This is a genomic window from Marinobacter sp. DY40_1A1, from assembly GCF_016597815.1.
GTDB classification, from domain to species: Bacteria; Pseudomonadota; Gammaproteobacteria; order Pseudomonadales; family Oleiphilaceae; genus Marinobacter; species Marinobacter xiaoshiensis.
This window is the reverse complement of sequence record NZ_VCHA01000002.1, coordinates 559185-570031: the sequence shown is the minus strand read 5'-3', so window position 1 is coordinate 570031 and position 10847 is coordinate 559185. Positions and strand designations below refer to the sequence as shown.

The window sequence follows — 10847 nt, the reverse complement described above, 5'->3', positions numbered from 1 at the left end:
TTAATCGGCTGTTCCGAGAATGGCTGTCCATGGCTTTTCTAACAAGTCGCTGTAGTACGTTCCCGGCCCGGAGGGCCGTCCACCGGACGCCACTGACGTGGCGCCGCTAAGCTCAGCGTTAAATGCCGGTGATAGCCATGTCCAAAGCTCCAACGATTTGGTCTCTAAAGTGCGATAGAGAGCCAACTGGGTTTTTGAGATGCTTTTCTGAAACAGAGGAGATTTGAGGCGTTAACAGCAGAAGCTCTTGGTCTGCAAAGCTGATTTCAGGTGTGACTCCTTGCATGGCTTCACCACCAAATGCGGAGCGGTTCCCCAAGGGGATGACGATTCGCGTTGCCAGCTCGCTCAGCAGGCTGCTCTGAATATCGACAAGGTAAGGGTAGTGCGCTTTGCTGGTCTTGCTTGGGTTGGGGTATACATCGAACTGTGCCATCAAAATTCCCTGAATTCGTCGCCAAAGCATCCATGTTGTTCGACAAAGTCGTTGTAACTTTTTATCGCGGCGCGATTTTCTTCAACCCATTGTTCTGACTGACGTTTTGAGAGCTCTTCTTTCAGCGCTCGCTCGAGGGTAGCAGACAGGTTAATGTTTAGTTCACGGGTCTTACGCAGCAGATCGCTATTGACTGAGAGGTTTGCCGCTTTTTTGGGGGCAGCTACGTTGTAGAGTTCTGCCATTTGAGCCTCCAAGTGGCTATTTAATGGATGGTCTCAGTTTATGCGCATGCGGATGCGCATTCAAGCATTTAACCAATGGCTGTTGTCGGACGCACCTACGCTGGCGCTCCGGTGCGCCGCAAAGCCAAGGCGTTAGCGAGATATTGATCGGGAGATTCAGTTGAAGGTCGTCGCTCTGGAAAGTTCTCTCTCCGACGGTGAGTTTGTCGAGATCATCAACGTAGACTTTGATGGAGAGCTGTTGGCGGTCACTGTGCTGATTGACGGTGATAAGCTGGACATTACTTTCGACGCCCCAGCAGGTTTCAGAGTATTAGATGAGGGAGATTTGCTGGAGTATTGGCCTGACTGTTCCACTACAAATGGGTGGTTGTACGAGATTGCCGGGCAAGGTTGGCTAGACCAAGAGCGTCAAAGGGGCGGCTTTCTCAGCGGTCAAAATCCGGAGATCAAAGAGTATTTCATTGCTGGCGTAAATTATTGCATCAGTGTGTTGGCTTGGGATAAACCTGATGTTGAAGCGAGTACTCGCTAACCAGGCGGTCAACCGGACACCAAAAGCGTATCGCTTTTGGTTCCCTCCGCTGGCGCTCCGGTGCCGATTACCTAAGCGTTAGCCTTCTAGACCTTTAGAGAGGAATATACATGCCAATTGATTTATCAGAAACGCTAGTTATTGGAATTTCAGCGACGGCACTGTTCGATCTCTCGGAGGCTGATAGAGTATTCAGAGAAAAGAAGGCGGAAGATCCAGAAACTGCGATTATTGAATACCGAGAGTACATGCTCCAGCATGAGGATGAGCCTTTACAAGACGGCACCGGGATGCCTTTAGTTAAAGCGTTGCTCGGTTTGAATAAGCACCAAGCTGAAGGCGATAAAGACCCCATCGTAGAGGTGGTTGTAATCTCAAAAAATAGTCCAGAAACAGGGTTCAGGGTTCTTAAGGAAATAAGAAGAAGAGGACTAGCGATCACGCGATCAGCCTTCACTGCAGGGGAGCCAAGTTCGGACTATTTAGAAGCATTTTATGTTGATTTGTTCCTCACCACCGATGAGTCAGATGCGCAAAGTGTGGTTGACAGTAAAGTGTGTGCCGGGGCAATTGTAAGGGAGCCGCCAAGCTCCTCACATGAATTAAGAGACGATCAAGTAAGGTTTGCTTTCGATGCTGATGCGGTTTTGTTTAGTGAGGAAAGTGAGTTGATCAATCAGACGGAAGGGCTCGACAAGTTTTGGGAAACCGAAGACCTTCAAAAAGAAGTTCCCCTGCAAGAAGGCCCGCACGCTAACTTGTTGAGAAAACTTTCTAAAATCCAAGAGCGATTACCTGGAAGAATCGAGTACTCTCCGGTCCGACTGGCGATTATGACAGCAAGGAATAGCCCCGCTGAAATGAGAGTAATGAACACTATACGGGCATGGAACGTTTATATAGACCAAGCTTTCTTTCTTGGTGGGTTGCAGAAGAGTCGATTCTTAAAGGCATTTAAACCACACATTTTCTTTGATGATCAGGATTCACACTTGGATACAGCAGCTCTGGATGTCCCCAGCGCAAAGGTGCTGTATCCAAGTGATTCGCCGTTAAGGAAAATCTTCGAAGAAAAAAAGGCTAACAAATCAATGCAACCGACCGCCAACGCGTCGGCTGATTGAGGCGTTATGCAGGTAAAGAAATTGAGTCTATCTATCTCCTATATCGTTGAAGATGCTGGGTGGGCCCAAATCACCATTTCTGGTGGTGAGGGGGAGATAGTGAACGACGTTTCTTATTTGCATGACAGCCTTCGGGATCTGGCAGAACTTGCAATAGAAATGAGATCTGGGGCTAAGACTGCGAAAGCAATCTTTATGGATGAGCCTGGAGAACTACAGTTGGTAGTGAGTAAAAATCAAAACCAAATAGCCTTTGAGGCTCGCGGGTTCAAAGATTGGCAGAGTTGGGGGCTCACCTCCTCATCAGATTACGATGTTTTGCTTAAGGGCGAGGCCACGGTGCAGCACCTTGTCGATCAGGTAACCGATGTTCTGACAAAAATCCATAAGAACATCGGCCCGAAAAAATACAAAGAAATGTGGGTTGAACACGAGTTTCCCTCGGAACAATACCGGGAGCTCATCAATGCATAACCAGTGGGTGAAGCTGACCGGTACTACGCTGCGCTCCGCACCGGTAGCTTACCCAAGGCGTTAAATCTTTTTGGCGCACCTTTGTCGACTATGATGTAATACATTGTAGTCATCAAATTTGAGGGTCCAGCCATGAGCGTCACTACAGTTCGCCTTCAGGCAGAAGTTGAGAAAAATCTTGATGCGATCGCCAGTAGGCTCCACCGGAGCAAAGGTTGGGTGATCAATCAGGCATTGTCGGAGTACATAGCAAAGCAACAGCTTGAACAAGAGCGTTGGAAGCAAACGCTGGAGGCAATGGAATCTGCAGCCCAAGGTAAGGTGGTTGATGCCAGCGAAGTTCATAGCTGGCTCAATAGTTGGGGAACTGAAAACGAGCAGGATGCACCGAGGTCGGGTAAGTGAAACTGGTTTATACGGACGAAGCCATTGAAGATTTGAAGCGCCTCAGGGAATTTATCGCCATCCACAATCCGTCAGCAGCTGCCAGGATAGCCACTGAACTGGTTGGTAGGATCGAGTTGCTACCAGGTTTCTCCAAAATCGGCACACCAGTTGAAATGGCTCCGGTACCTGACTCTGTCCGAGATATGGTTTTCGGCAAGTACGTCGTTCGATATTCGGTTCATACCAGCGCCATCATTATTCTTCGGGTATGGCATGGCTTGGAAGGTGAACGATAGCAATTTAACCAAGCGCGACACTCAGATGCCTTAGCCTCCGCTTCGCTGCGTCAAAGTCACCGGTGCGCTCGGCGTTGTGTGTATTTCTCCACTGGCCATAGAAGGGATTCAGATGACTCATCATTTCGGTTCTTGTCTGTGCGGCACCGCTAGCTTTGAGGTAACAGGGGGCTTCGATTGCTTTTACCTGTGCCATTGCAAGCATTGCCAAAAAGATACGGGTTCGGCTCATGCAGCAAATCTATTCTCGCAGTCAGCTAAATTGGTCTGGCGGACAGGTGCAGATGCTGTGACCTCGTATACGCTTCCAGGCACTCGTCATAACAAAAGCTTTTGTAAGTTGTGTGGCTCAGCATTGCCCAGCACCCAGACCCCTGGCTTGCTTGTTGTTCCCGCAGGGTGCTTGGACAGTGAAATCTCTATGGCGCCGACAGCGCATATTTTTTCATCCAGCAAAGCTGTTTGGGATGAGGCGTTAGGGGAGGTGCCAGCGTTCGAGGGGCTGCCAGCTTGACCTACCATCACACGAAAGAAGCTAAGGAATAGGCAAGAAAGCTAAAAAAGTTACAAGAGAAAGCGGATGGATTTAACTATATACAAAGATCTATTAACCGAACTCCGCTTAGCTGCAGGAAGGTTTGAAGGCCCAACCGAAGCAGATAGTGAAGCACTGGAAGAAGACTTTTCAGAGATCCTGGAATCTATCGATATTAATAAATGGAGTACCAATATTGACGGAACAGTGAAGTCTATTGATGCTCTATTGCGTGAGCTGGCCGAGGCTAACCGTAATTTAGACAAACAAAAATGTATTGAATCCCTCTCCATGATCAGGGTGGCGCTTTCTGATATAGAAAGCTCGTTTTCAAATACTCTTGATAGTATGGAAAAGTTAGTATTATCAATACGAGATGCATAACAAGACCATTCAGCATCATTTTGCACTCTCTCGTCAGCCTTGCGCTCTAAAAAATTCCATGAAAGGGTTTAAACATGAACTTAAGGCTTACCGGCAGCATTGGGACATTTTTTCTCGTCGTCTTGGGGCTGATGTATAACGTTGGCCAATTCAGCGTTGCAGATTTCTTTATATTCCTTGGCCTTGGGACTGTTGCTGGCTTAATCGCATGGTTTAAGCTGTTTAAGCCAAACCCCCATCGGCAAGGCCGATAAAAGCATAACCATGCGCTTCGCCACCAACATTCAGAACAATCAGCCAAGCTTTTCTTTCTGTACTTCACCGCGAATGACTATCTGGCCGCTGTAAGGTGAAGGCTTGGCCTCCTCCATGTCGGTCTGGTCTGATTTACGGTCAGCCAGGCTGGCATTTGCGGGCAGAGCGGCCACGGCAAACAGGGAGGCGAGTGTAATAAGTGCAAATTTACGCATGTCTGTATCTCCAGAGTAAGTAGGTTTGAACAGTTCGCTGAATCTCCGGGTGTTCCGGGATCAGATGCAGCGAAGTATGCGGCTCTCTGGAGCAAGCTTGAATAATTGGCAGACGGTATAGGCTACATCACTCAGAATGATGTGTTGGCTGAATTAACGGGTTTTTTAGTGGCAGATAATGAGCTTTATTATACGAATTAATGCTTATATATAACTATGGGTGATGTACTGAATACGATGCTTTGATTAGTCCTGTTCCTGCAGTTTCATAAAAATACAAGCCAACTTGGTTCCGATTCATCACTTCTCGGAGTTGGCTATGCGCTTTCAACACATCACACCTCTTTTGGCTGCCGCCGCTTTTTCGTTCTCAGCTCCGGCACAATCTGCTGACTCTTTGTTGGCGGTGTCTTCCGATAACGATCTTTTTGCTCCGACCCAAACCGACCGGGACTACACCGCCGGGCTGGCGGTCACCTACTCGTCAAATTCCCGGGACTTTCTCAACAACCCGGCAGCTCGGGTGAGCCAGAGCCTGGATAAGCTCGTGCTTCCTCATAGTGATGCACAGGTTGAAAAGCCAGAGAGTCAGTCCCTGGAGTTTGGTGCCTATGGTTTTACGCCAGAGGAAATCAAGGCGTCAGCGGTTGATAGGAACGACCGTCCATACAGCAGCCTTGTGTATTTGTCTTCCAGCCAGAGCTATCGGGCGGCTGCCGGCAACACAGGCTGGACAACCTCGCTTACGGTGGGAATGCTCGGATTGGATGTGTTCAAGTCCGCTCAGAACGCGGTTCACAAAGTAGTAGGCAGCGACCGGGCGAACGGTTGGGAGCATCAGATTTCAAACGGCGGTGAGCCTACCTTCCGTTATTCTGCCGCTTACCATCAGTACCTGGATGCGAGCGTGCCAGACCGTCAGCTCAAGGTGACCTATTTCGGCTCGGTGGGTTACTTAACGGAGTTTGGTGCCGCGCTGGTGTTCCGAAGTGGCCTGATCTCGTCGCCGGATAATCGATTCAACCCGGAGCTGATGGCGTATGGCGAGCGTGCACCGGGGGTGGCGGCTCACGGCGGGCGGGAAAATTACTTCTGGGGAGGCCTATCGGTCAAAGCCCGTGCCTATAACGCTTTTTTGCAAGGGCAGTTCCGGGACTCAGAGCATGAGCTGAGCGCCAGCGACCTCAATGTGCTGCTGGCGGAAGTCTGGGCGGGATACACCCACAGTTTTGTGGCAGGCACCGAACTGAGTTACGTGTTGCGCGTGCAAAGCTCGGAAATCAAGCAGGGTACCGGCGACCGTACCCTGGCTTGGGGTGGCCTGGTGTTCAGCAAGCGTTTGTAATGCAGAAATCAATGCCCGTAAGTGATTGCGGTGAAGCCACGCTCAGGCCAGACTTACCGGATACGGATTGCCGGGAAGCCAGAATGCGAACGCAAGAGCTGCAACTGCTGTACATTTTTGATGCCATAATGACTGAGCGTTCGATCACCAGGGCGGCAGAACGGCTGGCCATGACCCAGCCTGCGGTGTCTAACGCGGTATCCAGAATGCGCCAGATCTGGAACGACCCACTGTTTGTTCGCAAAGGCCGCAACATAGAGCCAACTTCTTATGCGCTTAGCCTTTGGGACCAGGTGAGTGAGCCTATGTACACGCTCACTAACGCGGTTAGCGCCACCCAGTTTGATCCGGCCAGCTCAAAGCGTACTTTTCGCATAGCCGTCACCGACGTGATTACAGAAATGATCTGGCGACAGTTGATTCAGCTGTTAGAGCAGGAGGCGCCGGGGGTTGATCTGCATGCGGTACCCTACACTATGGAGCGCACCCACCAGGATTTACGTGAGGCCCATGTTGATCTGGCTATAGGCATGCTCAGTCATCACGACCACAGCCTGCGTAGCACCTGGCTGTTAGAGAGTGGTTATGCTCTGGCGATGCGGGATGATCATCCGCTGGCGGGTCGGCCGATCACTCTGGAGGAGTTCACCAGCGCACGGCATTTGTTGGTGAGCATATCGGGCGATGCTCACGGTTTTGTTGATAGCTATCTTGATCAGAAGGGGCTTGGCCGGCGTATAGCGGCCACGGTAAACCACTTTTCCATTGTGCCTCAGTTGCTCAGGGAGTCTGACCTGATTGCGGCCGTGCCACAGCTGATTACTCAGGATTGCGGCTTTCTGGACGGCCTGTGGCTGGGCGAGCTGCCATTTCCAGTGGACCCGACCAGTCTTTACCTCATCTGGCACAACCGCCACGACCGTGACCCGGGCATTGTGTGGTTGCGGGGACACCTTGAAACACTGATGCAGGCACGCGGGCAGGAAATTATGGACCAAGCACCTTGCGGCTGAGCCACCTGGCCAGCCAAATCCTTGATCGCTGCAAATTCCTCTATAATGTGTGCCCTGGTCCATTCAGCCTGGAGGTACACTATCACCGTTTTATTGCACCGCTTGTACTCCTTCCGACGTTGCCCTTACGCCATGCGTGCCCGCCTCGGAATCCTGTTTGCCGAGATGAAGGTGGAGCTGCGCGAGATAGTGCTAAAAAACAAGCCGGCGCAGATGCTGGCTATCAGCCCTAAAGGTACGGTTCCCGTTCTGGAGCTGGCAGCAGATGGCAGCTCTGCCCGGCCGGTTATCGAGGAGAGTCGGGAAATACTCGAGTGGGCACTGCAGCAGAATGATCCGCAGTGCTTGTTAAGCACCGATTTGGAGAGTGCTAACGCCCTGATCGATCGCAACGACAATGAATTCAAACATTGGTTAGACCGCTATAAATACGCCGATCGCCACCCGGAATTGAGCCAGCTGGAATACCGGCAGCAGGGCGAGGTGTTTTTGCAGGCGTTAGAGAAGTTATTGGCCCAAAATAGCTATCTGCTTGGGGATGGCATCAGCATCGCAGATGTTGGCATCATGCCCTTTGTACGCCAGTTCGCCCATGTAGACCGGGACGTTTTTTACAGTCTGCCTTATCCGAATCTGCAGCAATGGCTGAAAGGCTGGCTGGAGCACCCGGTATTCCTGCAGGCCATGGTCAAGTTTCAGCCCTGGCAGGAAGGCGATGAGTTGGTGATATTTCCAAGCGACACCCCAAAGGAGGATAAGCGTAAGATGAACACAGCCCCTGAATCCTATCCCATCGGAACCCCCGGCACGCCCTGGGGCGAACAAGAACGCGCCGAGTGGTTGTCCCGGCAGAGCCATCAACGCAGCTATGAAGCCGAGGTGCTGAGTGCGATCGAAGGCCTGCGCTCTCGCTTCGATGTGGAAGAGTATGGTCGACTGGACTATGGCTCTGAGAGTTACCCCCTGATGGCGATCCGAAGCCGCGACTGGAGTGACGGTTTGCCGGTTGTCCTGATTACCGGCGGGGTGCATGGCTATGAGACCAGCGGTGTGCATGGCGCGCTGCAGTTTGTGGATCAACACGGGGAAGATTACGCGGGCCGCATCAACTTGCTGGTCGCCCCTTGTGTTAGCCCCTGGGCTTACGAGCGCATTCATCGCTGGAACGCAGATGCCATCGACCCGAACCGCTCCTTCCATCAAAACAGCGCAGCAGGGGAGTCGGCAGCACTTATGCAGCTGGTGGAGCCGATCCGCGACCGCGTGGTTTTGCACATGGACTTGCATGAGACGACCGATACCGATGAAAGCGAGTTTCGCCCTGCGTTAGCAGCCCGGGATGGCAAGCCATTCGAGCCGGGTGAGATTCCCGATGGCTTCTATCTGGTGGATGACAGCGAGAACCCTCAGCCAGAATTCCAGCAAGCGCTGATCAAGGCGGTGGAGCAGGTTACCCATATTGCTCCGGCTGATGCCAAAGGCGAGATCTTCGGTTCACCAGTGATTGCCCGGGGTGTTATTCAGTATCCGCTTACACAGCTGGGATTGTGCGCCAGTATTACTAGTGCTCCCTACAAAACCACCACCGAAGTCTATCCCGACAGCGCCAGCGTGACCCCTGAGCAATGCAATGCCGCACAGGTGGCAGCGGTGTGTGCGGGGATTGATTACGCGCTGGCTTCCAGCGGTCTCAAGTCGTAAGTACGCTATGAAGTTTAAGAATGCGGTTGTTTATGAAGGGCGGGTAAGTCGCGCTGAATCTCAGCAGTGACCTTGAGTAATTCTTCCAAAACCTGGTTCTGGCTTTTATGCTCGCCTTGAATAATCACATCTGCGTAGCGGGTATATAGCTCGTACCGCTCGGCAAACAAGTCTTCCAGGGATTGGTCCGGGCGCTTTGAAATACCTCTCAGGCTGAAGTCGCCGATGCGTTGACGCACCGCAGTGAGAGAAATATCGAGGAATACAACAATACTGTTTTGCTTGAGGTGCCGCATTGCGCGGTCGCTGTATACGGCGCTGCCGCCGGTTGCTATTACCTGGCCAGTCACATCCAGGCTGCACAACACCTGCTCTTCGATGCGGCGCAAGGCCTGGTAGCCTTCGCCATCAACAATGGCCTGTAACGTACTGCCAGTCTGTGATTGGATCAAAAGATCCGTATCCACAAACCCCAATGCGGCAGCCTTGGCCAAAAGAACGCCCAGGGTGCTTTTGCCCGAGCCGGGCATTCCTATCAAGACAACATTATTCAGCGGCGAAAGCACAGTAACCTTACCAGTAAAAAGGTTGGCGGCTTGAAGGTAAACACACTGGGGTTGACCCCAAGCCTGCTGGGTTAATTCCCTAGAACATTTGTTTCATTTTTCTTGGATTTTTTGGCCGCTTTCTTTTCCTTTGCAGTTAAAAGCGGTTTCTTCTTGGTGTCCTTTTTCTTGTCTTGTCCTTTACTCATGACATATACCTCAATAATCGATGCACTGAAGTTCAATGCAAGCTGCTATGCAGCGATATCAGTATGGCCTCTATGCTGAACAACGGAAAGGAGTTGTTATGAGTAAATAGTGGAGAAACCAATTAATTCGTAGTCTCACCTATGTTGTATGGGCGAACTGTGTCAGGCTCATCGGCCGAATATGCAGGCAAGGAAGTATGGCCCGAATGACCAAGAAAAAGAGTTCCGCCCTTTGGCATCCACGATTTTGGCCCTCGTGGGCGATCGTATTCGTGCTGTACCTGCTGTCTTTGTTGCCCATGGCATCCAAGCAACGCTTTGGCGCGCGCCTGGGTCGGTTTCTGAGCCGCAAACTTAAATCCCGGGCTCGGGTCGCTAACCGGAATCTCGAGGTCTGTTTTCCTGAACTGGATGAGACCGACCGCAAACAGCTGGTGGAAGATAATTTCGTAGCATGCACCCGCGGCTTTCTGGAAAGCACTCATGCATGGTGGCGGGATATGTCTCCCTGTTATGGAAAAACTGAGGTGCAGGGATTGGAGCATCTCAGGGAAGCCCAGGAAAAGGGCAAAGGCGTGCTACTGATCGGTGGTCACTACAGCATTTTTGATTTCGCGTTACCGCTTGTTTCCTGCCACTTGAACAACCCGGGTTATGTATACCGGCCTAATAATAATCCGGTTATTGACCGTATGATCGAAAAGGGCCGTCGTCGTCATTTCGGTATTCGCCCGTTTACCAAGCGCGAGTTGCGGCCAATGGTGACGTTCCTGAAGAAGGGAGGCGAAGTCTGGTTTGCCTGTGACCAGGATTTCGGCAACAAAACCGAGCTGTATGTGCCCTTTTTTGGAGTGGAAACCGGGTGCATTACATCCCCGAGCTATATTGCCAAGGTTTCCGGTGCCTCGGTTATTTGCGTAAGCCACCTTCGGATGCCTGATGGAAGCTACCGCGTGGTGTTCTCGCCAATACAGGAGGGTTTTGGGGTCGATAGCCGCAAGGATACGGAAGTCTGGAACCGATATATTGAAGACACTATTCGCAAACTGCCTGATCAGTACCTGTGGTTGCACAAGCGCTTTAAATCCCGCCCCGAGGGCGTGAGTAAAGTTTATTGAGTAGTGACCAGATAACAACGTGAGCCCCAT

At 51.3% G+C, this 10847-nt stretch carries 15 protein-coding genes and 1 pseudogene; 11 read left to right on the top strand and 5 right to left on the bottom strand.

From position 1 onward, the window contains the following. Positions 1 to 118: 118 nt before the first annotated feature. Together FFI61_RS08510 and FFI61_RS08505 are read right to left on the bottom strand one after the other, a co-directional pair. The gene (locus FFI61_RS08510; protein ID WP_200369923.1) at positions 119 to 436 is read right to left on the bottom strand and encodes a CcdB family protein; all 318 of its coding nucleotides are present in this window, start codon (positions 434 to 436) and stop codon (positions 119 to 121) included. Next, positions 436 to 681, bottom strand: coding sequence for a type II toxin-antitoxin system CcdA family antitoxin (locus tag FFI61_RS08505; protein ID WP_200369922.1), 246 nt, complete (start codon positions 679 to 681; stop codon positions 436 to 438). Before FFI61_RS08505 ends, FFI61_RS08510 begins: the two co-directional genes overlap by 1 nt. A gap of 160 nt (positions 682 to 841) precedes the next feature. Here FFI61_RS08505 and FFI61_RS08500 point away from each other — a divergent pair, with 160 nt between their 5' ends. The 5 genes from FFI61_RS08500 (at position 842) to FFI61_RS08480 (ending at position 3497) form a co-directional block, all read left to right on the top strand. Further along, entirely contained in the window at positions 842 to 1216 is a 375-nt protein-coding gene (locus FFI61_RS08500) for a hypothetical protein (protein WP_227714741.1), read from the top strand. A gap of 110 nt (positions 1217 to 1326) precedes the next feature. Beyond that, a complete protein-coding gene (locus FFI61_RS08495) occupies positions 1327 to 2340 on the top strand; it encodes a 5'-nucleotidase (protein WP_200369921.1) in 1014 nt (337 codons plus the stop codon). A gap of 6 nt (positions 2341 to 2346) precedes the next feature. After that, positions 2347 to 2814, top strand: coding sequence for a hypothetical protein (locus tag FFI61_RS08490; RefSeq protein ID WP_200369920.1), 468 nt, complete (start codon positions 2347 to 2349; stop codon positions 2812 to 2814). 132 nt (positions 2815 to 2946) lie between these two features. Next, positions 2947 to 3219, top strand: coding sequence for a CopG family ribbon-helix-helix protein (locus FFI61_RS08485; protein ID WP_200369919.1), 273 nt, complete (start codon positions 2947 to 2949; stop codon positions 3217 to 3219). Continuing rightward, a complete protein-coding gene (locus FFI61_RS08480; RefSeq protein ID WP_200202456.1) occupies positions 3216 to 3497 on the top strand; it encodes a type II toxin-antitoxin system RelE/ParE family toxin in 282 nt (93 codons plus the stop codon). The genes FFI61_RS08485 and FFI61_RS08480 overlap by 4 nt, the downstream gene beginning before the upstream one ends. A 4-nt stretch (positions 3498 to 3501) precedes the next feature. Here the strand turns inward: FFI61_RS08480 and FFI61_RS17775 are convergent, their stop codons facing one another. After that, on the bottom strand, positions 3502 to 3729 hold the full coding sequence (locus FFI61_RS17775; protein ID WP_227714787.1) for a hypothetical protein: 228 nt from the start codon (positions 3727 to 3729) through the stop codon (positions 3502 to 3504). Here FFI61_RS17775 and FFI61_RS08475 point away from each other — a divergent pair. Both FFI61_RS08475 and FFI61_RS08470 read left to right on the top strand, forming a co-directional pair. After that, complete coding sequence (locus tag FFI61_RS08475; protein WP_227714785.1) at positions 3634 to 4011, top strand: GFA family protein; 378 nt, start codon at positions 3634 to 3636, stop codon at positions 4009 to 4011. The genes FFI61_RS17775 and FFI61_RS08475 overlap by 96 nt on opposite strands. Before the next feature lie 66 nt (positions 4012 to 4077). Continuing rightward, the gene (locus FFI61_RS08470; RefSeq protein WP_200369918.1) at positions 4078 to 4416 is read left to right on the top strand and encodes a hypothetical protein; all 339 of its coding nucleotides are present in this window, start codon (positions 4078 to 4080) and stop codon (positions 4414 to 4416) included. Positions 4417 to 4709: 293 nt separating this feature from the next. Here the strand turns inward: FFI61_RS08470 and FFI61_RS08465 are convergent, their stop codons facing one another. Further along, positions 4710 to 4886, bottom strand: a complete 177-nt coding sequence (locus tag FFI61_RS08465; RefSeq protein WP_200202453.1) for a hypothetical protein — start codon at positions 4884 to 4886, stop codon at positions 4710 to 4712. 319 nt (positions 4887 to 5205) lie between these two features. Here FFI61_RS08465 and FFI61_RS08460 point away from each other — a divergent pair, with 319 nt between their 5' ends. The 3 genes and pseudogenes from FFI61_RS08460 to FFI61_RS08450 form a co-directional block, all read left to right on the top strand. Further along, positions 5206 to 6231: a lipid A deacylase LpxR family protein gene (locus FFI61_RS08460; protein ID WP_200369917.1), complete on the top strand. Its 1026-nt coding sequence runs from the start codon at positions 5206 to 5208 to the stop codon at positions 6229 to 6231. 83 nt (positions 6232 to 6314) lie between these two features. Further along, the gene (locus tag FFI61_RS08455) at positions 6315 to 7244 is read left to right on the top strand and encodes a LysR family transcriptional regulator (RefSeq protein ID WP_200369954.1); all 930 of its coding nucleotides are present in this window, start codon (positions 6315 to 6317) and stop codon (positions 7242 to 7244) included. Between the two features lie 45 nt (positions 7245 to 7289). Further along, positions 7290 to 7937, top strand: a pseudogene (locus FFI61_RS08450) (glutathione S-transferase); the annotation flags it as partial. Between the two features lie 1022 nt (positions 7938 to 8959). Here the strand turns inward: FFI61_RS08450 and FFI61_RS08440 are convergent. Further along, complete coding sequence (locus FFI61_RS08440) at positions 8960 to 9475, bottom strand: shikimate kinase (protein WP_200202451.1); 516 nt, start codon at positions 9473 to 9475, stop codon at positions 8960 to 8962. 430 nt (positions 9476 to 9905) lie between these two features. On the opposite strand from FFI61_RS08440, the gene FFI61_RS08435 reads away from it, so the two are divergent. Continuing rightward, positions 9906 to 10817, top strand: a complete 912-nt coding sequence (locus tag FFI61_RS08435) for a lysophospholipid acyltransferase family protein (RefSeq protein WP_227714739.1) — start codon at positions 9906 to 9908, stop codon at positions 10815 to 10817. Positions 10818 to 10847: the final 30 nt, after the last annotated feature.

Coding starts and splice junctions, on each gene's coding strand:
- FFI61_RS08510 (WP_200369923.1), bottom strand. CDS start 436: ATGGCACAGTTCGATGTATACCCCAACCCAAGCAAGACCAGCAAAGCG.
- FFI61_RS08505 (WP_200369922.1), bottom strand. CDS start 681: ATGGCAGAACTCTACAACGTAGCTGCCCCCAAAAAAGCGGCAAACCTC.
- FFI61_RS08495 (WP_200369921.1), top strand. CDS start 1,327: ATGCCAATTGATTTATCAGAAACGCTAGTTATTGGAATTTCAGCGACG.
- FFI61_RS08490 (WP_200369920.1), top strand. CDS start 2,347: ATGCAGGTAAAGAAATTGAGTCTATCTATCTCCTATATCGTTGAAGAT.
- FFI61_RS08485 (WP_200369919.1), top strand. CDS start 2,947: ATGAGCGTCACTACAGTTCGCCTTCAGGCAGAAGTTGAGAAAAATCTT.
- FFI61_RS17775 (WP_227714787.1), bottom strand. CDS start 3,729: ATGAGCCGAACCCGTATCTTTTTGGCAATGCTTGCAATGGCACAGGTA.
- FFI61_RS08470 (WP_200369918.1), top strand. CDS start 4,078: ATGGATTTAACTATATACAAAGATCTATTAACCGAACTCCGCTTAGCT.
- FFI61_RS08465 (WP_200202453.1), bottom strand. CDS start 4,886: ATGCGTAAATTTGCACTTATTACACTCGCCTCCCTGTTTGCCGTGGCC.
- FFI61_RS08460 (WP_200369917.1), top strand. CDS start 5,206: ATGCGCTTTCAACACATCACACCTCTTTTGGCTGCCGCCGCTTTTTCG.
- FFI61_RS08455 (WP_200369954.1), top strand. CDS start 6,315: ATGCGAACGCAAGAGCTGCAACTGCTGTACATTTTTGATGCCATAATG.
- FFI61_RS08440 (WP_200202451.1), bottom strand. CDS start 9,475: ATGCCCGGCTCGGGCAAAAGCACCCTGGGCGTTCTTTTGGCCAAGGCT.
- FFI61_RS08435 (WP_227714739.1), top strand. CDS start 9,906: ATGACCAAGAAAAAGAGTTCCGCCCTTTGGCATCCACGATTTTGGCCC.